General features: G+C 68.5%; 16 protein-coding genes, 1 pseudogene and 1 riboswitch. Of the genes and pseudogenes, 9 read left to right on the top strand and 8 right to left on the bottom strand.

Annotated features, from left to right (window positions below; translation table 11 throughout):
• Positions 1–142: 142 nt before the first annotated feature.
• From OH809_RS13725 to OH809_RS13705, 5 genes and pseudogenes are all read left to right on the top strand, one after another.
• Positions 143–3,619: a S8 family serine peptidase gene (locus OH809_RS13725; RefSeq protein ID WP_406515139.1), complete on the top strand. Its 3,477-nt coding sequence runs from the start codon at positions 143–145 to the stop codon at positions 3,617–3,619.
• 327 nt (positions 3,620–3,946) lie between these two features.
• On the top strand, positions 3,947–7,450 hold the full coding sequence (locus OH809_RS13720; protein ID WP_406516244.1) for a S8 family serine peptidase: 3,504 nt from the start codon (positions 3,947–3,949) through the stop codon (positions 7,448–7,450).
• Positions 7,451–7,610: 160 nt separating this feature from the next.
• Positions 7,611–8,757: pseudogene (locus OH809_RS13715) on the top strand (IS30 family transposase).
• A 113-nt stretch (positions 8,758–8,870) separates the two neighbouring features.
• Positions 8,871–9,869, top strand: a complete 999-nt coding sequence (locus tag OH809_RS13710) for a helix-turn-helix domain-containing protein (RefSeq protein WP_406422138.1) — start codon at positions 8,871–8,873, stop codon at positions 9,867–9,869.
• 234 nt (positions 9,870–10,103) lie between these two features.
• On the top strand, positions 10,104–10,322 hold the full coding sequence (locus OH809_RS13705) for a hypothetical protein (RefSeq protein WP_406422139.1): 219 nt from the start codon (positions 10,104–10,106) through the stop codon (positions 10,320–10,322).
• A gap of 502 nt (positions 10,323–10,824) precedes the next feature.
• On the opposite strand, the gene OH809_RS13700 is transcribed toward OH809_RS13705, so the two are convergent.
• The 7 genes from OH809_RS13700 to gcvT all read right to left on the bottom strand — a co-directional run bounded on the left by OH809_RS13700 (position 10,825) and on the right by gcvT (position 17,826).
• Positions 10,825–12,297 carry an ATP-binding protein gene (locus tag OH809_RS13700; RefSeq protein ID WP_406422140.1) on the bottom strand — a complete coding sequence of 491 codons (1,473 nt, stop codon included), beginning with the start codon at positions 12,295–12,297 and terminating at the stop codon, positions 10,825–10,827.
• Between the two features lie 233 nt (positions 12,298–12,530).
• Positions 12,531–12,923, bottom strand: coding sequence for a type II toxin-antitoxin system VapC family toxin (locus OH809_RS13695; RefSeq protein ID WP_406422141.1), 393 nt, complete (start codon positions 12,921–12,923; stop codon positions 12,531–12,533).
• Positions 12,920–13,192, bottom strand: coding sequence for a hypothetical protein (locus OH809_RS13690; RefSeq protein WP_406422142.1), 273 nt, complete (start codon positions 13,190–13,192; stop codon positions 12,920–12,922). The genes OH809_RS13695 and OH809_RS13690 overlap by 4 nt, the downstream gene beginning before the upstream one ends.
• A gap of 243 nt (positions 13,193–13,435) precedes the next feature.
• A complete protein-coding gene (locus OH809_RS13685; protein ID WP_406422143.1) occupies positions 13,436–14,818 on the bottom strand; it encodes an L-serine ammonia-lyase in 1,383 nt (460 codons plus the stop codon).
• Between the two features lie 156 nt (positions 14,819–14,974).
• Positions 14,975–16,234: a serine hydroxymethyltransferase gene (gene glyA, locus OH809_RS13680; protein ID WP_406422144.1), complete on the bottom strand. Its 1,260-nt coding sequence runs from the start codon at positions 16,232–16,234 to the stop codon at positions 14,975–14,977.
• Positions 16,235–16,254: 20 nt separating this feature from the next.
• Positions 16,255–16,632: a glycine cleavage system protein GcvH gene (gene gcvH / locus OH809_RS13675; RefSeq protein WP_037690095.1), complete on the bottom strand. Its 378-nt coding sequence runs from the start codon at positions 16,630–16,632 to the stop codon at positions 16,255–16,257.
• Positions 16,633–16,701: 69 nt separating this feature from the next.
• Positions 16,702–17,826 carry a glycine cleavage system aminomethyltransferase GcvT gene (gene gcvT, locus OH809_RS13670; protein ID WP_406515138.1) on the bottom strand — a complete coding sequence of 375 codons (1,125 nt, stop codon included), beginning with the start codon at positions 17,824–17,826 and terminating at the stop codon, positions 16,702–16,704.
• Positions 17,827–17,967: 141 nt separating this feature from the next.
• A riboswitch (glycine riboswitch) is annotated at positions 17,968–18,065 on the bottom strand.
• Between the two features lie 159 nt (positions 18,066–18,224).
• On the opposite strand from gcvT, the gene OH809_RS13665 reads away from it, so the two are divergent.
• The 3 genes from OH809_RS13665 to OH809_RS13655 all read left to right on the top strand — a co-directional run bounded on the left by OH809_RS13665 (position 18,225) and on the right by OH809_RS13655 (position 20,961).
• Positions 18,225–18,920: an AAA family ATPase gene (locus tag OH809_RS13665; protein WP_406422146.1), complete on the top strand. Its 696-nt coding sequence runs from the start codon at positions 18,225–18,227 to the stop codon at positions 18,918–18,920.
• A gap of 149 nt (positions 18,921–19,069) precedes the next feature.
• Positions 19,070–19,840: an enhanced serine sensitivity protein SseB gene (locus tag OH809_RS13660; protein ID WP_406422147.1), complete on the top strand. Its 771-nt coding sequence runs from the start codon at positions 19,070–19,072 to the stop codon at positions 19,838–19,840.
• A 344-nt stretch (positions 19,841–20,184) separates the two neighbouring features.
• Positions 20,185–20,961 (top strand): enhanced serine sensitivity protein SseB C-terminal domain-containing protein, encoded by a 777-nt coding sequence (locus OH809_RS13655; protein ID WP_406515137.1) that lies wholly within the window; start codon positions 20,185–20,187, stop codon positions 20,959–20,961.
• Positions 20,962–21,116: 155 nt separating this feature from the next.
• Here the strand turns inward: OH809_RS13655 and OH809_RS13650 are convergent, their stop codons facing one another.
• Positions 21,117–21,239, bottom strand: a complete 123-nt coding sequence (locus tag OH809_RS13650; protein WP_406515136.1) for a hypothetical protein — start codon at positions 21,237–21,239, stop codon at positions 21,117–21,119.
• Positions 21,240–21,353: 114 nt separating this feature from the next.
• Here OH809_RS13650 and OH809_RS13645 point away from each other — a divergent pair, with 114 nt between their 5' ends.
• Entirely contained in the window at positions 21,354–22,346 is a 993-nt protein-coding gene (locus OH809_RS13645) for an ABC transporter permease (protein WP_406422149.1), read from the top strand.
• Positions 22,347–22,418 lie beyond the last annotated feature (72 nt).

The following is a 22,418-nucleotide window of genomic DNA, read 5'->3' as shown; positions in this document are numbered from 1 at the left end:
CAGTTGGCGCGGGCGGTGATCCGCACCGCGTTTTCTACATCCCACGGCGGGCGACACTCGTCGTTTTTCGGAAGGATACATTGTGGCAAGACAGAGCAGATTGCTGCGTTTGGCCTTGGCGGCCTTGGTCTTACCTTTGCTGGTGCCGCTCGCCGGCGGCACCTCGTTCGCCCAGCCGGTCCCGGACGAGCCCGCAGCCGAGCGGAAGGTGGAACCCGAACTGCTCGGACAGCTCCAGAAGGAGCAGAAGGCCACCTTCTGGGTCGAGTTCGACCGCGACGCCGACCTGCAGGCGGCGGCGAAGGCCCGGACGAAGACCGAGAAGGCGACGGCCGTCCTGGCGGCGAAGCAGAAGCAGGCCAAGACGTCCCAGGCCAACGCGATGAAGCTGCTGAAGTCGGCGGGAGTCGACCACACCTCTTTCTGGATCAACAACTCCATCCAGGTTGTCGGCGGTCAGAAACTTGTCGAGAAGCTGGCTGCCCTGCCCGAGGTCGCGCAGATCAACTCGGACGAGGAGATCAAGATCGACACGCCGGCCGCGGGCAAGGCCGAGCCCGCGGTCGACGCGGTCGAGTGGAACCTCGACCGGATCGAGGCTCCGAGGGTCTGGAGCGAACTCGGGGTGCGCGGTGAGGGCATCGTGGTCGCCAACATCGACTCCGGCGTCCAGTACGACCACCCGGCCCTCAAGAACCAGTACCGCGGCCTCGACACCGACGGCACGTACGACCACAACTACAACTGGTTCGACCCGACAGGCAGTTGCGGCGTTGCCGCGCCGTGCGACGACAACGGCCACGGCACGCACACCATGGGCACCATGGTCGGCGACGACGGCGGCGCCAACAAGGTCGGCGTCGCGCCGGGTGCCAAGTGGATCGCCGTCAGGGGTTGCTCAATCACCTGCACCGAGGCCTCGCTGCTCGCCTCGGGGCAGTGGATCATCGCGCCCACCGACCTCAACGGTGCCAACCCGCGGCCCGACCTGGCCCCCGATGTGGTGAACAACTCCTGGGGTGGGGACGGCTTCGATCCCTTCTACCAGGAAATTGTGGCCGCCTGGCGGGCCGCCGGCATCTTCCCGGCGTTCTCCAATGGCAACACCGGACCGAGCTGCAACACCAGCGGTTCGCCCGGCAGCTACGTGAGCAGTTACAGCTCCGGCGCGTTCGACATCAACAACGACATTGCGAGCTTCTCCTCCCGGGGCACCGGCGAGAACGGGACGATCAAGCCGAACCTCGCCGCGCCAGGCGTCAACGTGCGTTCCACCTGGCCGGGCGGCGGCTACAACGCGATCTCCGGCACCTCGATGGCCTCCCCGCACACTGCAGCCACGGCCGCACTGATGTGGTCGATGTCCCCCGCCCTCCAGGGCGACGTGGCACAGACCGAAGCGCTCCTCAACCAGACCGCCATCGACGCCAACAACACCACCTGCGGCGGCACCGCGGCCAACAACAACGTCTTCGGTGAGGGCAGGCTCGACGCCTATGCGGCAGTCTCTGCCACACCGCGAGGGCCGACCGGCGCGCTGAGTGGCACAGTCACCGCGGGCGGCGCGCCGGTCGCCGGGGCGAAGTTGAACGTGGACGGCCCGATGGACCGCACCCTCAACACCGCAGCCGACGGCACGTTCGCGCTGCCCAGGCTGCCCGTCGGCGACTACACGCTCACGGTCAACAAGTTCGGCTACTTCACGGGCACCGGTGCGGTCACGATCACGGAGGGGCAGACCACCACCCGGAACTTCACGCTGGAGCAGGCGCCGTCGGTCAAGGTCTCGGGAACGGTCACCTCCAAAGCCGGACCCGCGGCGGGCGCGGCGATCACCGTCAAGAACACCCCCGTCACCGCCACCGCGAACGCCCAGGGCCACTACGAGGTGACCCTGCCGCTCGGCACGTACGACCTGACGGCCTCGCCCCATATCCGCTGCGCCGCGGCGGGCACCGCGCACGTGGAGGTCACGGCCGAGGCCACCGCGGACATCACCCTGCCGGACCGCACGGACGCCTTCGGGTACGCCTGCCAGGGCGCCAGCAACACCGAGTACGTCGCGGGCACGGACAAGACGACCCTCACCGGCGACACGGCGCTCCTGCCGGTCACCCTGCCCTTCCCGGTCCCGTTGTACAGCGCGACCTACACTTCCGGTTGGATATCCACGAACGGTGCGCTGTCCTTCGCCTCCCCCTCGGCGAGCACCAACACCACCATCCCCCGCGCCAGCGCACCCAACGCGGCGCTCTACCCGTTCTGGGACGACCTGATCGTGAATGGGGGCTCTGCTGCGGGCGTCTACACCGGCGTCATCGGTACCGCCCCGCACCGCTCGTTCGTCGTCGAGTGGCGCAACGTCACCCACAAGTCGGCCCGGTCCGAGGAGTTCTCGTTCTCCGCAGTCATCGGCGAGGACGGCAAGATCTCCTACCACTACAAGGACATCACCGGCGTCGGCTTCGAATCGGGCTCCAGCGCCACCATCGGCTTGGAGAACGCCTCGGGCACCGATGCGTTCCAGTATTCCTACGCGACCCCCGGTGTGCTCTCCGACGGCTTCAGCATCGGCTTCCGGACCAGCAAGTCCGGCGTGGTGCGGGGCAAGGTGGTCGACGCCAACGACGGTGAGGCCCTCGCGGGAGCGACGGTCACCGTGGGCACGGGTGGCACGGTGGTGACCGGCAGGACCCGAGCGGACGGCTCATACCTGGTCCAGGCGCCGTCCGGTGCAACCTCGATCAGGTTCACCGCCCCGGTCTACCAGCCGTTGGAGCAGGCGGTGACGCTCGATGCGGGCGGTGTCGTGACGACGTCCGAGGCGCTCAAGACCGGCAAGGTGACGGCCGCCACGAAGGCGTACGACATCGCCGTCCCCGCCGGCCAGCAGCGTGCCCGCGCCTTCGAGCTGACCAACTCGGGCTTCCCGACGGCGTACACCGTCGTCGAGGACGCCCCGTGGCTGACGGTCAGCCTGACCGGCGGCGATCTGGCCACGGGCGAGAAGGCCACCGGCACACTCTCGGTCGACCCGGCCGGGTATGCGGCGGGCGAGGTGCTCACCACCACCGTGCGGGTGAGCTCGGCAAGCGGCCGGGCACCGGTGATGAACATTCCGGTGAAGGTCGTCGTGCCCCGCTACCAGGCAGCACTCCAATCCGGTGCCTCCAGCGCCGCCGTGGACACACTCGGCGACACCTGGCAGCCGGACCAGAAGTACCTGGCGGGCTCCTTCGGCTATGAGGGCACATCAAGCGTCAAGTCCACGACGAAGGACATCGCCGGCACCGACGATCCGAAGCTGTTCCAAGACGCGCGCGAGGGCATGGACGGATACCGCTTCGACAACGTCCCCGACGGCGTCTACACGGTGGAACTGGACTTCGCCGAGGTGTCGAGCAGCAAACCGGGCCAGCGGATCTTCGACGTCCTCGCCGAGGACATCGAGGTACTGCCGTCCCTCGACATCGCCTACCAGGCCGGCTCCTACGCCGCGGTCACCCGGACCTACACGGTCACCGTGACCGACGGTGTGCTCAACGTGCGGTTCCCGGCGACCAGCGGTAAGTCGCTGGTCAACGCCATCCGCGTCACCGAACGGCCCGACAAGGCCTGACAGACCGACCACAAGGGGCCCGTCCCGCCGCCCGGCGGGGCGGGCCCTTCGCTGTCGTTCGCCTTGGGTCGACGCCTGGCTCCGCCACTTCATCGGCGCGTTTGTGCCATGGCGTTTTTGCGCCTTTGGCAGCTCTTGATTCGCCTCATGCCTCAGTCGAGACTCCGAAGGCCCAATCGACAAGGCAGTTGGCGCGGGCGGTGATCCGCACCGCGTTTTCTACATCCCACGGCGGGCGACACTCGTCGTTTTTCGGAAGGATACATTGTGGCAAGACAGAGCAGATTGCTGCGTTTGGCCTTGGCGGCCATGGTCTTACCCTTGCTGGTGCCGCTCGCCGGCGGAACCTCGTTCGCCCAGCCGGTCACGGACAAGCCCGCGGCCGAGCGCAAGGTGGAGCCCGCGGCCGAGCGGAAGGTGGAGCCCGAGCTGCTCGGACAGCTCCAGAAGGAGCAGAAGGTCACCTTCTGGGTCGAGTTCGACCGGGACGCCGACCTGCAGGCGGCGGCGAAGGCCCGGACGAAGACCGAGAAGGCGGCGGCCGTCCTGGCGGCGAAGCAGAAGCAGGCCAAGACGTCTCAGGCCAACGCGATGAAGCTGCTGAAGTCGGCGGGAGTCGACCACACCTCCTTCTGGATCAACAACTCCATCCAGGTTGTCGGCGGTCAGGAACTTGTCGAGAAGCTGGCTGCCCTGCCCGAGGTCGCGCAGATCAACTCGGACGAGGCGATCAAGCTCGACACGCCGGTCGCGGGCGAGGCCGAGCCCACGGTCGACGCGGTCGAGTGGAACCTCGACCGGATCGACGCTCCGAGGGTCTGGAACGAACTCAAGGTGCGCGGTGAGGGCATCGTGGTCGCCAACATCGACACCGGCGTCCAGTACGACCACCCGGCCCTCAAGAACCAGTACCGCGGCCTCAACGCCGACGGCACCTACGACCACAATTACAACTGGTTCGACCCGACCCAGGAATGCGACGTTGCCGCGCCGTGCGACACCAGCGGCCACGGCACGCACACCATGGGCACCATGGTCGGCGACGACGGCGGCACCAACAAGGTCGGCGTCGCGCCGGGTGCCAAGTGGATCAGCGTCAAGGCTTGCACATTCAAGCTCTGCAACACCGCCCCGCTGCTCGCCGCGGGGCAGTGGATGATCGCGCCCACGGATCTGAGGGGCGGCAACCCGCGCCCGGATCTGGCGCCCGACGTGGTGAACAACTCCTGGGGTGGGGACGGCTTCAACCCCATGTATCAGGAAATTGTGGCCGCCTGGCGGGCCGCCGGCATCTTCCCGGCGTTTTCCAATGGCAACTCCGGACCGATCTGCAACTCCAGCGGTTATCCCGGTTCGTACGTGAGCAGCTACAGCTCCGGCGCGTTCGACATCAACAACGACATCTGGTTGTACTCCTCCCGGGGCACCGGCGAGAACGGGACGATCAAGCCAAACCTCGCCGCGCCGGGCGTCAACGTGCGTTCCAGCTCGATAGGCGGCGGCTACAACACGAGATCCGGCACCTCGATGGCCTCCCCACACACTGCAGCCACGGTCGCACTGATGTGGTCGGCGTCCCCCACCATCCAGGGCGACGTGGCACAGACCGAAGCGTTCCTCAACCAGACCGCCATCGACGCCAACAACACCTCCTGCGGCGGCACCGCGGCCAAGAACAACGTCTTCGGTGAGGGCAGGCTCAACGCCTATGCGGCAGTCTCTGCCACACCGCACGGGCCGACCGGCGCGCTGAGTGGCACAGTCACCGCGGGCGGCGCGCCGGTCGCCGGGGCGAAGTTGAACGTGGACGGCCCGATGGACCGCACCCTCAACACCGCAGCCGACGGCACGTTCGCGCTGCCCAGGCTGCCCGTCGGCGACTACACGCTCACGGCCGGCAAGTTCGGCTACTCCACGGGCACCGGTGCGGTCACGATCACGGAGGGGCAGACCACCACCCGGAACTTCACGCTGGAGCAGGCGCCGTCGGTCAAGGTCTCGGGAACGGTCACCTCCAAAGCCGGACCCGCGGCGGGCGCGGCGATCACCGTCAAGAACACCCCCGTCACCGCCACCGCGAACGCCCAGGGCCACTACGAGGTGACCCTGCCGCTCGGCACGTACGACCTGACGGCCTCGCCCCGCATCCGCTGCGCCGCGGCGGGCACCGCGCACGTGGAGGTCACGGCCGAGGCCACCGCGGACATCGCCCTGTCGGACCGCACGGACGCCTTCGGGTACGCCTGCCAGGGCGCCAGCAACACCGAGTACGTCGCGGGCACGGACAAGACGACCCTCACCGGCGACTCGGAGTACCTGCCGGTCACCCTGCCCTTCCCGGTCCCGTTGTACGGCGAGACCTACAACTCCGGTTGGATATCCACGAACGGTGCGCTGTCCTTCGACGCCCCCTCGTCGGCCACCAACGTCAACACCCCCATCCCCCACCCCTACAGACTCAACGCGGCGCTCTACCCGTTCTGGGACGACCTGATCGTGAATGCGAGCTCCGGGGGCGTCTACACCGGCGTCATCGGCACCGCCCCGCACCGCTCGTTCGTCGTCGAGTGGCGCAACGTCACCCAATGGTCGGCCCAGTTCGAGAGGTTCTCGTTCTCCGCAGTCATCGGCGAGGACGGCAAGATCTCCTACCACTACAAAGACATCACCGGCGTCGGCTTCGAATCGGGCTCCAGCGCCACCATCGGCGTGGAGAACGCCTCGGGCACCGATGCGTTCCAGTATTCCTACGACACCCCCGGTGTGCTCTCCGACGGCTTCAGCATCGACTTCCGGACCAGCAAGTCCGGCGTGGTGCGGGGCAAGGTGGTCGACGCCAACGACGGTGAGGCCCTCGCGGGAGCGACGGTCACCGTGGGCACGGGTGGCACGGTGGTGACCGGCAGGACCCGCGCGGACGGCTCATACCTGTTCCAGGTGCCGTCCGGTGCAACCTCGATCAGGCTCACCGCCCCGGACTACCAGCCGTTCGAGCAGGCGGTGACGCTCGATGCGGGCGGTGTCGTGACGACGTCCGAGGCGCTCAAGACCGGCAAGGTGACGGCCGCCACGAAGGCGTACGAGTTCGTCGTCCCCGCCGGCCAGCAGCGTGCCCGCGCCTTCGAGCTGACCAACTCGGGCTCCCCGGCGGCGTACACCGTCGTCGAGGACGCCCCGTGGCTGACGGTCAGCCTGACCGGCGGCGATCTGGCCACGGGCGAGAAGGCCACCGGCACACTCTCGGTCGACCCGGCCGGGTATGCGGGCGAGGTGCTCACCACCACCGTGCGGGTGAACTCCGAAAGCGGCCGGGCACCGGTGATCAACATTCCGGTGAGGGTCGTCGTGCCCCGCTACCAGGCAGCACTCCAATCCGGTGCCTCCAGCGCCGCCGTGGACACACTCGGCGACACCTGGAAGCCGGACCAGAAGTACCTGGCGGGCTCCTTCGGCTATGAGGGCACATCAAGCGTCAAGTCCACGACGAAGGCCATCGCCGGCACCGACGAGCCGAAGCGGTTCCAGGACGCGCGCGAGGGCATGTACGGATACCGCTTCGACAACGTCCCCGACGGCGTCTACACGGTGGAACTGGACTTCGCCGAGGTGTCGAGCAGCAAACCGGGCCAGCGGATCTTCGACGTCCTCGCCGAGGACATCAAGGTACTGCCGTCCCTCGACATCGCCCACGAGGCCGGCTCCTATGCCGCGGTCACCCGGACCTACACGGTCACCGTGACCGACGGTGCGCTCAACGTGCGGTTCGTGGCGGCCAGCGGTAAGTCGCTGGTCAACGCCATCCGCGTCACCGAACGGCCCGACAAGGCCTGACAGACCGACCAGAAAGGGGCCCGTCCCGCCGTCCCTCAGATTCTAGTGGTCGTCGCAACACCCCAGTTCAGGGGATGCGATGGACTTCCAGATCCGGAAGGTGCGGAGCCCTCAGGGGGCGAAGAAGCTCTCTGCGGAGCGGGCTGCATAATTCCAGCTCATGCAGCAGGGCGTGAGCAACAACGACGCGTGCCGGATCGTCGGGATCAACCCGAAGACCGGCAGGCGCTGGCGCAACGGCCGCAGGCCGTCCGGCCGGAACAAGGCGGCACCACCGGTTCGTCCGGTGGTGCCGCCGTCCGCGTCATCGGTGCGGTACCTGCGCGAGGAAGAGCAGATCTACATCGCCGACCGGCTGCGGGAGAAGGCATCGGTCCGTGCGATCGCCGCCGAACTGGGCCGCAGCCCGTCCACCATCAGCCGTGAGATCCGCCGCAACCGCACGGTGGGCACCCGCGGCCAGTGTCACTACCGGCCCTACGCGGCCCAGGCTCGCTCGGACAGCCGCCGTCCCCGCCCCAAGCCTCGCAAGGTCCTTCAGAATCCCCAGCTGCGGGACTTCGTCCAGGCCGGCCTGGACCGGCGGTGGAGCCCGGAACAGTCTGCCACGCTTTGAAGGCACAGTTTCCCGACCGGCCGGAGATGCACGTGGGCCACGAGACCGTCTACCAGGCTCTTTACGTCCAGGGACGCGGAGAACTACGCCGCGAGAGGTGGCCCGCGCACTGCGCTCGGGACGCACCCGCCGCAGGCCCCAGCGGCAGGCCAACTGTCGGCAGCCCCGGTTCAGGGACCCCATGGTCGTGATCAGCGAACGCCTTGCCGAGGCGGAAGACCGGGCGGTTCCCGGCCACTCGGAAGGCGACCTGATCAACGGCGAGGACGGCACCTCGGCGATCGGCACCCTCGTCGAAGGCGCCACCCGCTACGTGATGCTCCTGCACCTGCCTGATGGCCGCATCGCCGAGCACGTCCGCGATGCCCTGGTGGCCACCGTCCAGACACTGCCCGGCCACCTGGCCGCTCGCTGACCTGGGACCAGGGCTCCGAGATGGCTGCCCACCTCTCCTTCACCGTCGCTACCGACGTCCCGGTCTACTTCTGCGACCCCGCCAGCCCCTGGCAGCGCGGCTTTCAACGAGAACACCAACGGCCTGCTGCGGCAGTACTTCCCCAAGGGCACAGATTTGTCCGGCCACAGCCGCGAACACCTCGACGCCGTCGCCGCCGAACTCAACGGCCGCCCACGCAAAACGCTCGGCTGGGAAACCCCAGCCGAGCGCCTGCATACACTGCTCGCGGCCTGATCAACACGACCACGTCTCGCGACGACCTCTAGAAACGGCCTCCGGCGGGGCGGGCCCTTGCGCGGGCCCTTGCAAAGAGATGAACGTGTCCCTAGATCACGAGGAGGAGCATCATGCTGTCAGACGTGCTGGGACTGACCCCCGAACAGTCGGACACTTACCACGCGCTGATCTCGGTAGTCTCCGCCACCCCCGCCGAGCTCGCCGAGTCCGTCGGCTGCGGCGCCAGCCAGGTGGTTCGTATCCTCGGCATGCTCGAAGGCTGGGGGCTCGCCGCGCGCAGCCACGGCGATACCACCCGGTTCGTGGCCTCCCCACCGGCGGCGGCGTTGGGGGCGCACCTGGTCCAGCGACAGAACGAGCTCAAGTTGGCGGAACTCGAACTCGACTCCCTCGACGAAATCTACCGCGCGGCCGCCCTCGGGCGCGGCGTGGCGGGCGTCGTTGACGTGATCCGCGGCACCGAGGCCGTCCGCAAGCGCGTCGGTCAAATGCAACTCGGCGCCCGGGAAGAGGTCATGAACTTCGTCAAGGCGCCAGTCATTTCAGCCGGTAACCTGACCGACAGTGCGATCATCGCGCGCGGCGTTCGTTACCGGGTGATTCTCGAACGCGCGATACTCGAGGAGGGAGCCACGTCGTTCGCCGAGGTCGTCCAGGCGCGGGCCGCAGGAGAGCAGGTCCGAATAGCTGAGACGCTGCCACTGAAACTCCTTGTCGTGGACCGCGAGTTCGCCATTGTTCCGCTCCTCGGTCCGGCCAACACCGCAAAGGAGGGAGCCCTGCTCGTGCACGAGAGTAGCTTGCTCGATGCGCTGATAGCGCTGTTCGAGTCCGAATGGGGGAAACTGGCGCAGTTCGTCAGCGCCGCCGATGCCGTGCAGAACGCGTCCGCAATCGAAGATCTGGATGCACAGATCCTCAGCCTGTCGCTGGCCGGCCTCACCGACCGCGCGATCGCCGCCCAGCTGAACACATCCCTGCGGACGGTGACGCGCCGGGTCCGGCACCTGATGGATATCGCGAAGGTGCAGACTCGCATGCAGTTGGGCTTCCAAGTGGCACGGCTGGGCTGGCTCGAAGCCGAGCGGGACGGCAGCCGGACCGTATGAGGCCGTGGGCGATGGGACGCGACGCGACGCGCATCGGCGGACCAACCGCAGTCTGCCTTCAATGGCTCAGGGCCGGTTCCCGCTTGGGCGGGGCCCCAACTTCGGCACTGAGGCCCTCCTGGACGTGATCGCGGACTCCTCGGCGCCGGCGACCTTTGTCGGCGAGCAGACCCGGCTTCTCCACCTCGACTACGATCTGCGGCGCATCCCCCTGCTTGCTGCGCCGTATGACGGTTGCCGGCACAGCCGTCAGACGTCTCGTCCGGCACCGCCAACCAGGCCACCGGCTACTACGGCGCCGTGTACGCACCCCGTGACTCCGACCTCGCCGCCGCCATCGAGGAGGCGCAGACCGTGGCAGCCCTCCCCGCCGACGACACCCGGCGCGGCGCGGCGCGGCCACATTCACCATCAAAACGCCCGAGTACGTCGCGCAGAACACGCTGGCGCTGAGCACGCCGGACGTGCCTGCGGGCGCCTCGGCCTCCCACACGGTGCGGGTGCGTGCCGTCGACCCCGGGCGGCTGAGGGTGCTGTTCCGGCTCGCGACATCCGCACGACGTGCAGCGACTGCGCTCCACACCCTGAGGCGGTTTCAAGGGCGCCGGGTCGGTCTGGAAGGCGGCTCGGTCCAACTTCCGAGAGCGAGGCGCGGCTGGGACATCCCAGGGACTTTTCAGGGACTTTCACGCCTGTCCCAGGGAGATTCCAGGGACCTTCCGCCGCGTAGGCAGGTAAGGCCCTGACAGTGCTGAAAGAAGCAAACGCGCTGGTCAGGTCCTGCTTCCCTCAGCACTCGATGATGTTCACCGCGAGACCGCCCCGCGCCGTCTCCTTGTACTTCACGGATAAGGGAGCGGCATGTGATCAACGCTCTGACCTGCTGTTTCTTATGATTCTCGCCTCTGTACCGGTGTATCAGGGACTTTCCGTGGATATTTCGCCCCTGGGTTCCTCAGTTGCGGCCGTACAACTGGGCGAGGTCAATGAGCTGGACGTCGGGGGAGGCCTCGGCGGCCGCGCGGAGCTTGTCGTTGAATCCGGCTCCGCTGAAGCAGAGCAGGCGGGTTTGAGCGGTGTCGTAGCGTCCGGCCTGAGTGACGAGGTCTCGGATGTGCTGAAGGCGTTCGAGATGGGCGATGCCCATGGTGTCGTTCCACTTGGCTTCGCCGATCGCAAGCAGCGGGGCCTTGGTGCCGTCCGCGATGCCGATGGCAGCGACGTCGACTTCGTATCCGGTGCGGGCCTTTGTGTCGTGCACGACGCCGTGCCCGACGCGGGCGGGCAGTCCTCCGAGACTGTCGGGGTCGGCATGGTGCAGGGCCCAGTCGCGGCAGACCTGTTCGAAGTGCGGGCCGAGGATGTTGCTGGTGAAGCGCCGACGGCTGGCCTGCCAGACGCGGGCGGCGTTGCCGGGGCGTTCCAGTTGGTCCCAGACCGGGCGCATGATGGCGTGGTAGAAGGCGATGAGGGGCTCGGCGATGCGGTAGGTGGGCCGGTTTTCGCGGAAGGCGTCGGCGTCGCGGTGGAGCAGCCCCGCGTCTTCGAGGACGTTGATGGGGTGCGCAATGTCGGTGGCCTTGCGCTCGAGATAGCCGGCCATGCCGCCGCGGGTCGCGTTGCCCTCGGCGACGGCGGCCAGGACCGACAAGTACAGGGTCGTGTCGCGTAGATCGGGTTCCTCGGCCAGCAGGTAGCGGGCCTCACGGAACAGTGGGGTCTCGGGGTTGAGGACGGTGCGGGTGACCCAGCTGTCGAAGTCGTCGGGGTCGCTGGGGCTGTCGCCACGCGCGAATTCGCGACGATAGGCAGGCGTTCCGCCGACGACGGCATGGACCTGCAGGGCGAGGCGCGGGTCGGTGATGTCCCAGAAGTCGGCGGCGAGCCGGTGATCGAGAGGACGTACGAGGAGATCGAGGCCGGCGCGTCCGCGCAGTGGGGCGTTTCCGGCGAGGAGCCTGCCCATGAAGGACAGGGCCGAGCCACACAGGAGGAGCCGGGAGCGGGATGCGGTGCGCTGGTCACGCAGCGGCCGCAGAGCTTCCTGGAACAGGGAGGGCAGCTCCGGGTTGGCCTTCACCAGGTACGGGAACTCGTCGATGACCACAGGGACGGGACGTTCCTGGCCGAGTGCGAGCAGTGCGTCGATGGCCTCGGCCCAGGTGGCGAAGTGGTACGGACTGGCGGGGCGCGAGTGCTCGGTCAGAGCCGCGCTGATCCGGCGTAGCGATTCGGCGTCAGTGGCCTCGGTGGCTCCGAAGTAGAAGCCCCCCGCGGCGCGGCAGGCCGCGTCCAACAGGAAGGTCTTCCCCTGTCGGCGCCTGCCGGAGACCACGCCGAGGGTGGCGCCCACCTGCGGGTCGGTGATGAAGCGTTGCAGCGCGGCCCACTCGTAGTCGCGGTCGAACATGTCGGAGGGCTTGTCCATCCGGACTCCCGGAATAATAGGGATACACTTCTATTAACTGTACCTCTATCTCTCCCCGCCAGCCTCGCACCGGCTGACCTACGCCCGACGCGCCGGTGACCCGAGGACGATCTCGGCATGCGCCGCCACTGGAGCGGTCCTGCTCGCCGCCGGTGGTGCCTGGATGGTCCGCCGCGCCTTCTCCTGAGCAACCTGACTTGGCCTGGCCGCAGCTCACCGACAGCGCCCGCGGGTCAAATCTTGATCACACAGATGCCGGGGCCGCACAGCATCAGGAGATCTTCTGGGTCCGACGTCAGGACGGTCACCGGGCCCGCCGCGTTGAGTGCAGTGGCGGCCACGATGGCGTCGAGGGCGTATTTGTGGCCGTGTAATCCGGCTGCGGCGAGGAGCTTGCTGGCGTGGCGGGCGATGGCTTCGGTGGGCGGGATGATGCTGACGCGGGAGACGGCGTAGTCGAAGCGGGCCTGGTTGATCTTGGGGTCGCGTGCTTCGACGAGGGTGACGGAGCTGATGACGACGCGGATGTCTTCGGCTTCGGCTGCGGCCAGCCACTCGGTGATCTCGGGTGAGCGTCGTACCAGCTTGGACAGGCCTTCGCAGTCGAGGACGAGCGTGCCGCTCACGCGGCGTCTGCCGAGTCGGCCGTATCACCGCGGAGGATCACTCGCTTGGCGTCGACTGCCGCCTGATCGACCGGGCCGTGTTCGGCTTCCGCGTCTTCGATGAGTTCGCGCAGTCGGTCCCGCTCCAGTTGGCGCTGGATGAGGGCTTCGACGTAGGCGGACATGCCTCGCTTGCCCGTACGCGCCTTGAGGGCAGCGATGGTGCCTTCGTGGAGCGAGATGGATACGGGACGGACGGGTCCTTCGCCGGGGGCTGGGGAGGTAGCCATAGGGTCGAGTTTAATAAAACTCTTGTTATTACGGGCTGTGGGTGGCTGCTCCCGAGGGACATCCGTCGCCACACAGGTGCCATGAACTTCCACGGCACGCGCCCATCCGCGAGCGATTTCCCAGGGACTTTTCAGGGACTTTCACGTCTGTCCCAGGGAGGTTCCAGGGACTTTCCGCCGCGTAGGCAGGGAAGGCCCTGACAGCGCCGAAAGAACGAAACGCGCTGGTCAGGGCCTACGTCCTCAGCACTCGATGATGTTCACCGCGAGACCGCCCCGCGCCGTCTCCTTGTACTTCACGCTCATGTCCGCGCCCGTCTCCTTCATGGTCTTGATGACCTTGTCGAGGGAGACCTTGTGGCTGCCGTCGCCGCGCAGCGCCATCTTCGCCGCGGTGACCGCCTTGACCGCCGCCATGCCGTTGCGCTCGATGCAGGGGATCTGGACCAGACCGCCGACCGGGTCGCAGGTCAGGCCCAGGTTGTGCTCCATGCCGATCTCGGCGGCGTTCTCGACCTGTTCGGCGGAGCCGCCGAGGACCTCGGCGAGCGCTCCCGCGGCCATCGAGCAGGCGGAGCCGACCTCGCCCTGGCAGCCGACCTCGGCGCCGGAGATCGAGGCGTTCTCCTTGAACAGCATGCCGACGGCACCGGCCGCGAGGAGGAAGCGGACGACGCTGTCCTCCTTCTCGGCCTCGGTGGCGCCGCCCGCGGCGAAGTTCATGTAGTAGTGCAGCACGGCCGGGATGATGCCGGCCGCGCCGTTGGTCGGGGCGGTGACGACGCGGCCGCCCGCGGCGTTCTCCTCGTTGACCGCCATCGCGTAGAGGGTGATCCACTCCATCGCGTGGGCCTGCGGGTCGCCCTCGGCGCGCAGCTGGCGTGCGGTGTTCGCGGCGCGGCGGCGGACCTTCAGACCACCGGGGAGGATGCCCTCGCGTGCCATGCCGCGCGATACGCATGCCTGCATGACCCGCCAGATGTCCAGCAGACCGGAGCGGATCTCCTCCTCCGTCCGCCAGGCCCGCTCGTTCTCCAGCATGAGGGAGGAGATCGACAGGCCGGTGTCGCGGGAGAGCCGCAGCAGTTCGTCGCCGGTGCGGAAGGGGTGCTTCAGGACGGTGTCGTCGAGGACGATCCGGTCCTCGCCCACCGCGTCCTCGTCGACGACGAAGCCGCCGCCGACGGAGTAGTAGGTCTTCTCCAGCAGCGGGGCGCCGTCCCGGTCGAACGCGAAGATCGTCATGCCGTTGGCGTGGTAGGGGAGCGCCTTGCGGCGGTGCAGGACCAGCTGCTCGTCGGCGTCGAAGTCGATCTCGTGCATGCCCAGCAGGTTGAGCCGGCCCGAGGAGCGGATCGCGTCCACCCGGTCGTCGGCGGACTCCACGTCGACGGTACGGGGGGACTCGCCCTCCAGGCCGAGCAGGACGGCCTTGGGCGTGCCGTGGCCGTGGCCGGTGGCGCCGAGCGAGCCGAACAGCTCGGCGCGTATGGAAGCGGTGTGGGCGAGCAGGCCCTCGTTCTTCAGGCGGCGCGCGAACATACGGGCCGCGCGCATCGGGCCGACCGTATGGGAGCTGGACGGGCCGATGCCGATCGAGAACAGGTCGAAGACCGAGATGGCCACGGTGTGACTCCTAAGGGGTTGGTAGACGCCGTTGTCTGCCGGGTGGTGCGGTACGGACCGGTCGGTCCGAGGAGCGGCGGGACAAGGGTTGGGGCACCGCGCTCACTGTCCAGTGTGCGTGGTGCCCCGCCCCAAACGTGCGAAAAGTGATCCGGACTACTTCAGGCCGGGGTACAGCGGGAACTTCTCGGCCAGCGCGATCACGCGGGCCTTGAGGTCGTCGGCGTCGTACGACGGCTTGAGTGCCGACGCGATGATCTCGGCGACCTCGGTGAAGTCCTCGGCCTGGAAGCCACGGGTGGCCAGGGCCGGCGTGCCGATCCGCAGACCCGAGGTGACCATCGGCGGCCGCGGGTCGTTCGGGATGGCGTTCCGGTTGACCGTGATGCCGAGCTCGTGGAGCCGGTCCTCGGCCTGCTGGCCGTCCAGCTCCGAGTTGCGCAGGTCGACGAGGACCAGGTGCACGTCCGTACCGCCGGAGAGGACGGAGACGCCGACCTCGCTGACGTCCGGCTGGACCAGCCGCTCGGCGAGGATGCGCGCGCCGTCCAGGGTGCGCTGCTGGCGCTCCTTGAACTCGTCGGTTGCCGCGATCTTGAACGAGACCGCCTTGGCGGCGATCACGTGCTCCAGCGGACCACCCTGCTGACCGGGGAAGACGGCAGAGTTGATCTTCTTGGCGAGCTCCTGCGTCGACAGGATGACGCCACCGCGCGGACCGCCGAGGGTCTTGTGCGTGGTGGTCGTGACGACGTGGGCGTGCGGCACCGGGTTCGGGTGCAGACCCGCGGCCACCAGGCCCGCGAAGTGCGCCATGTCGACCATCAGGTACGCGCCGACCTCGTCCGCGATGCGGCGGAAGGCGGCGAAGTCCAGCTGACGCGGGTAGGCGGACCAGCCGGCGACGATGAGCTTCGGCTTCGACTCCTTGGCCAGGCGCTCGACCTCGGCCATGTCCACGACGCCGGTGTCGTCGACGTGGTACGGGACCACGTTGTAGAGCTTGCCGGAGAAGTTGATCTTCATGCCGTGGGTCAGGTGACCGCCGTGGGCCAGGTTCAGACCCATGATCGTGTCGCCCGGCTTCAGCAGCGCGAACATCGCGGCGGCGTTGGCCTGCGCACCCGAGTGGGGCTGGACGTTGGCGGCCTCGGCGCCGAACAGCGCCTTGATCCGGTCGATGGCGATCTGCTCGACCACGTCGACGTGCTCGCAGCCGCCGTAGTAGCGGCGGCCCGGGTAGCCCTCGGCGTACTTGTTGGTGAGGACGGAGCCCTGGGCCTCCATGACCGCGACCGGAGCGAAGTTCTCCGAGGCGATCATTTCGAGGGTGGACTGCTGACGGTGGAGCTCGGCGTCGACGGCGGCGGCGACGTCCGGGTCCAGCTCGTGGAGGGAGGAGTTGAGAAGCGACATCAGGTGGTCCCTTGGAGTCTTTAGTTGCCGGAGAACTCGGTGTACTCGTCGGCGGAGAGCAGATCCTTCGGCTCCTCCGCGACGCGTACCTTGAACAGCCAGCCGCCCTCGAAGGGAGCGGAGTTCACCAGCGACGGGTCGTCCACGACGTCCTGGTTGGAGGCGGTGACCTCGCCGGTCACCGGCGAGTACAGGTCGCTGACGGACTTGGTCGACTCGAGCTCGCCGCAGGTCTCGCCCGCGGTCACCGTGTCACCGACCTCCGGGAGCTGGGCGTAGACGACGTCACCGAGCGCGTTGGCCGCGAACTCGGTGATGCCGACCGTTGCCACACCGTCCTCGAGGGCCGACAGCCACTCGTGCTCCTTGCTGTAACGCAGCTGCTGGGGGTTGCTCATGACCTGAATTCTCCTGTACTCGGGGGAGTGCTGATGAACGGTGGTCTTACGGTGTGAGACGCGACTACGTCACTTCTGGCGCTTGTAGAACGGCAGGGCGACGACCTCGTACGGTTCGTGGCTGCCGCGGATGTCCACTCCGACGCCCGTGGTCCCGGGCGCGGCGTGCGTGGCGTCCACGTACGCGATGGCGACCGGCTTGCCGAGCGTCGGCGACGGGGCGCCGGAGGTGACCTCGCCGATGACCTGGCCCTCGGCGACGACGGGGTAGCCGGCGCGCGGCACCCGGCGGCCCTCGGCGATCAGACCGACGAGCTTGCGCGGCGGGGCGGTCTCGGCGCGCTCGGCGGCGGCCTCCAGGGCCTTGCGGCCGACGAAGTCGCCCTCCTTCTCGAACTTCACGACCCGGCCGAGACCGGCGTCGAACGGGGTCAGCTCGGTGGTCAGCTCGTGCCCGTACAGCGGCATGCCTGCCTCCAGGCGCAGCGTGTCGCGGCAGGACAGACCGCACGGGATCAGGCCACGGGAGGCGCCAGCCGCCGTGAGGGCCTGCCAGAGCTGCTCTGCGTGCTCGGGGGCGACGAACAGCTCGAAGCCGTCCTCGCCGGTGTAACCGGTACGGGCGATCAGCGCGGGCACACCGGCGACGGTGCCGGGCAGGCCCGCGTAGTACTTCAGACCGTCCAGGTCGGCGTCGGTGACCGAGGCCAGGATGGCGGGGGACTCGGGGCCCTGGACGGCGAGCAGCGCGTACGCGTCGCGGTCGTCGCGCACCTCGGCGTCGAACCCGTCGGCGCGGGCGGTCAGCGCGTCCAGCACGATCTGGGCGTTCCCGGCGTTGGCGACGACCAGATATTCGGGGGCCGCGGCCTCTCCCAGCCGGTAGACGATCAGGTCGTCCAGGATGCCGCCGTCCTCGGCGCAGATCATCGTGTAGCGGGCGCGGCCGACGGCTACGGTGCCGATGTTGCCGACCAGCGCGAAGTTCAGGAACGCCGCGGCCTGCGGGCCGGTGACGGTGATCTCACCCATGTGCGACAGGTCGAAGAGACCCGCCTTCGTGCGCACCGCGTTGTGCTCGTCGCGCTCGCTGGCGTAGCGCAGCGGCATGTCCCAGCCGGCGAAGTCGGTCATGGTCGCGCCCAGCGAGCGATGCAGGGCGTCGAGGGCGGTGAGACGGGGGGCGTTGCTCATAGGTGTGGCTCCCAGGGCATGACGACGAGGACGATCCCTCCCCATCTGTCATCGGAACCTGAGAGGTTCGCCGAGAGACCCCCGGGGGGTTCGGCTTGCACCTTGGGTGGAGCCGCGGGGCGACTCGCTTTTCAGATCTGCCTCATCCACGCGGTACGGGGCCTGAGAGATTCAAGGGAGGATCTTGCTCCTTCGGCGCCCGGCACACACTGTGGCCGGAGCTCTCCCGCGCGGATTCAAGCGGCCTTTATGCAGTTGGCCGGGTCATCATCGCACGCATTGCGGAAAAGTGGGGCGTCGGTACCCGATGCACGGAACGAGTAGTGGGACGGTTGCCTCGCATTACCTTTTCTTTACACTTCTTGGGCAGGCGTGGGTGACCCGACAGGGGGAGGGCGATGACGTTGCAGCGGTACGCGACGACCGCGGGGGTCGCGCACGGCGCGATGCCCGCGCAGCCGGGCGCACCTGCCCGGGAATTGCTGGGCACGCACGCGCCCGTCGTGCGGGACCTGCGTGAGCGCGCCGGGCGCAGCCCGCGCGAACTGCATTTCGCGACAGGCGATGTGGTGGTGGTCTCCGGGCTGCCCGGAGGCGGCAAGTCGACACTGATCCGGCGGGCGGTGGCCGTACGGGCCATCGACTCCCAGGACACCCGGGACCGCTGGGCGCAGCAGGTGCCCCGCTTACTCCCGTACGCCCTCTACCGCCCGCTGGTCCGCGTCGCCCATTACTGGGGGCTGTGGCGGGCGCTGTGCTCCGGTGAGTCCGTCGTCGTCCACGACTGCGGGACCCAGACATGGGTGCGGGGCTGGCTGGCCCGGCACGCACGGCGTCGCGGCCGCACGCTGCATCTCGTGCTGCTCGACGTCACCCCCCAGGAGGCCAGGGAGGGCCAGCGCGAGCGTGGGCGCGGAGTCTCCGGATACGCCTTCGCCCGGCACCGCAGGGCCGTCGGCCGGCTGCTGCGGGACACCGAGGCGGGCGTCCTGCCGCTCGGCTGCTCCTCGGCGGTGCTGCTGGACCGGGAGGCGGCCGGGATGCTGGCGAGGATTACGTTCGCCGACGCCCAGGGGATGACGGGACAGCCCTGAGGGTCGTTCATTTCGGATCAGGCACCGCGCGCGCCCGGCATGATCCGCGCTGGAGAGGCGCCGGCACCCGGTCGTCCGTCACCGCGGAGGGGCGCGCCGGAGTTACTGTTCTGCGGCAACGCATGAGGGTGAGAAGGGGAAGCAGCGCAGTGGACATTCCGGCATCGGTCCAGAACCATCCGCAGAGCGGATGGCCGGCCAATGAGCTCGAAGAGGTGCTGGTTGCCTCGCTGGGCAGCCCGGAGGCGGGCGGCCGGCTCGTCGAAGTGCTCGGCCGCAGTCACCTCTGGGTGCCGCTTCCCAGCGGCGGGGGCCCCGATGCCCTGTCGCTCGACCTGCCGACGGTGGAGATCGAGGGAGCTGCGTACGTCCCCGTCTTCAGCTCCGAACACCAGTTCCTGCAGTGCGTCGGCACCCATATGTCCTTCACCGTGGCGCCCGCCGTGGAATTCGCCCGCGGGCTGCCCCCGCAGCTCGGCATCGCGGTCAACCCGGGCGGCGCCGTCGGCATGCCGCTGCCGCCGCCCGCCGTCGCCGAACTCTGCCGCACCGGCCGCACCTCGCTGGACGGGCCGGCCACCGGCGGCCGGGTCCGGCTGTATGAGCCGGACTGGCAGGAGGAGCCCGTCGACTTCCTCGCGGCCGCGGCCGGGGAATTCGAGGAGAGCGGCGTCGTGCGCACTGCCCGCCGGACGCTGGCCAGCATCGAGGGCGGCGATCCCGTTCTCTTCATAGGCGTCGAGTTCTCCACCTGGGACGGCGCGGGGCGCAACGCCCCGATGGACGCCCTGGGCCGCGCGCTGGGCCGTGTCGAGGTGCCCTGGCCGGTCAATCTGGTCCTGCTCGATGTGGCGCAGGACCCGGTCGCCGACTGGATGCGGGCCAGGATCCGGCCGTTCTACCAGCGCGAGGGTTACTAGTGCCGTGACCGGCAATGTTTGCCCCATGAGGAGCGTCCTCCAGTGCGTGCGATCGCAAGGCGGCCATAAGTCCTGGTAGCGCCGCTACCAGGACTTATGGCCAACGCAGCGAGCGAGCGCGCCGGGCGGCGCGGCGGGGCAAAGCCTGCCCGGAGGGGTACTGGAGCGCGGAGTCACCGACTCCGGGGATTGCGGGCGCGACACCGTCGACCTGTGGCGTCAAGTCGGTGTCAGGGGCGCCGCATAAGCTGGTTTGATGGCTAGTGCCTCGGCCACCGAGCCGCACCCGTGTGCCCCGGGAGCGGCAGGCCGACACAGTGGAGCGAAGAGGGGCGGGACCCAGGGTGAGTGCGTCAGGCACCGCGGCGGCCGGGCAGGTCGAGCACATGCTGCGCCAAGTGACGCCCGGGCGCTACGACGCGTACGAGGCACTGCTCCGGGCGCTCGCCGGCGACCGGATCTGGATGCTGCTCTGGCACGGCCGGGCGGGCTCGCCCGATGCCCAGTACGGGAACATGGAGGTCGACGGGCTGGGCTACGCGCCCTGTGTGACCTCTGCCCAGGAACTCTCGGCCAGCGGCTGGAACCGGGCCCATGAAGTAGTCACCGGACTCGACATCGCCCGCGCTCTCTTCCCGGACCGCTGGGGCATCTGGCTCAACCCGCACGCCCCCGGCGGCGGCGTCGGCATCCCGTGGCTGGATCTGCGCCGTATCGCCACCGGCCTCGACCGGATGCCCGCGGGACCGCTCCGGCTCACCGAGCCGGCCATCGAGATCCCGCAGTTCTACGCCCTGCTCTCGCAGAACGCCCACCACACCCCCGCGATCCGCTCCCTGCGCCGGGCCTGGGTGCAGCCCGCGCTCGGGGTGCCGTACCTCGCCATCGGTCTCGATCTTTACGACGCGAGCCAGACCTCCGTCGACGCGGTGCGCGCGATGATGCAGCAGTCGATCGGCGCGGTCCCGGACGGGCTGCCCGTTTCCACCGTCGCGATGTCCGACGAGTACGACCCGGTCGCGATGTGGCTCCGCGCCAATGCCCGCCCGTTCTACGACCGTGAGGCGCACGTCGCGCCCGCTCCCGCCGTTGGTTACGGCTACCCCCCGGCCCACGGCTGACCGGCCCGGACGCCCGCCAATTAGAGCCGGGATGAACCCCGTTGGGGCACCTGTCCGATCTGGGCGAAGAGTGCCGACTTGGTTCGCTGGGACGATCGCGGCGTCCGGATAACGGAAGCTGGCTGGTCACATCACGGTTGCGCATCCATTCCCCATCAGGGCTGGCGGGTGATCCGCGACGCGTTGAAGACTCCCCGAAACAAGAAGCGTTCGGCGCCCTGTGCGGCCTGCGGCTTCTGGTTGGACCAGTTGAACTGCTCCACTCGCACCACCTGCATTTTCCGTAACACCCGCACCAAACGTGCGACTTGCACCTGTGATGTGAACAGGCCGCTACAGCGGCGGGCACGGGCCGGCCACAGTCGGTCGAGCCGAGAGGGGTCCCCACAACGATGACGGCACCACTGCACGACAGCGCGGCCGAGACAGCGACCGTCGATGTCACGGCCGATGTCCCGGCCAAGGACATCGACGGCCGTTCGCCGGGACGTATCGCCTGGACACGGTTGAAGCGCGACAAAGTGGCGCTCGCCGGTGGTGTGGTCGTGCTCCTGCTGATCCTGATCGCGGTGTTCGCGCCGCTGATCGTGAATCTCCTCGGCCACCCGCCGAACGAATTCCACGAGGATCTGCTCGACCCGGACCTCGGCACCCCCAAGGGCTCCTTCGGCGGGATGAACTCGGACTACCTGCTGGGTGTCGAACCCACCAACGGCCGCGATGTGTTCAGCCGCATCGTCTACGGCGCGCGCATCTCACTCCTGGTGGCCTTCCTCGCCGCGGTGGTCTCCGTGGTCATCGGCAGCATCCTCGGCTCGGTGGCAGGCTTCTTCGGCGGCTGGGTCGACGCACTCATCAGCCGGCTGATGGACCTGCTGCTCGCCTTCCCGCAGTTGCTGTTCACCATCGCCCTCGTCACCGTCGTGCCCGACTCCCTCTGGGGGCTCACCGGTTCGGGCGTCAGGATGGGCGTGCTGATCGTGGTCATCGGCTTCTTCGGCTGGCCCTATATCGGCCGTATCGTCCGGGGGCAGACGATGTCCCTGCGCGAGCGGGAGTACGTCGAGGCGGCACGCAGCCTGGGCGCCGGCCGTGGCTACATCCTCTTCAAGGAGTTGCTGCCCAACCTGGTCGCGCCGATCCTCGTCTACTCGACGCTGATCATTCCGACCAACATCCTCAGCGAGGCCGCGCTCAGCTTCCTGGGCGCGGGTGTGAAGCCGCCGACCGCCTCGTGGGGCAAGATGCTCTCCGACGCGATCAACACCTACCAGGCGGACCCGACATACATGGTGGTCCCCGGAATCGCGATCTTCATCACCGTTCTGGCATTCAACCTCTTCGGCGACGGGCTGCGTGACGCCCTCGACCCGAAGGGCAGCTGAGTCGACCCCCAAAAGGTCTCCGGCGCGAGCCGGTTGGCACTCGATTGACCGTCGGGCGCGGACTGCGTACCC

It is taken from the genome of Streptomyces sp. NBC_00873, from assembly GCF_045207415.1.
Taxonomy (GTDB): Bacteria; Actinomycetota; Actinomycetes; order Streptomycetales; family Streptomycetaceae; genus Streptomyces.
This window is presented reverse-complemented; position numbering and strand designations above follow the sequence as displayed.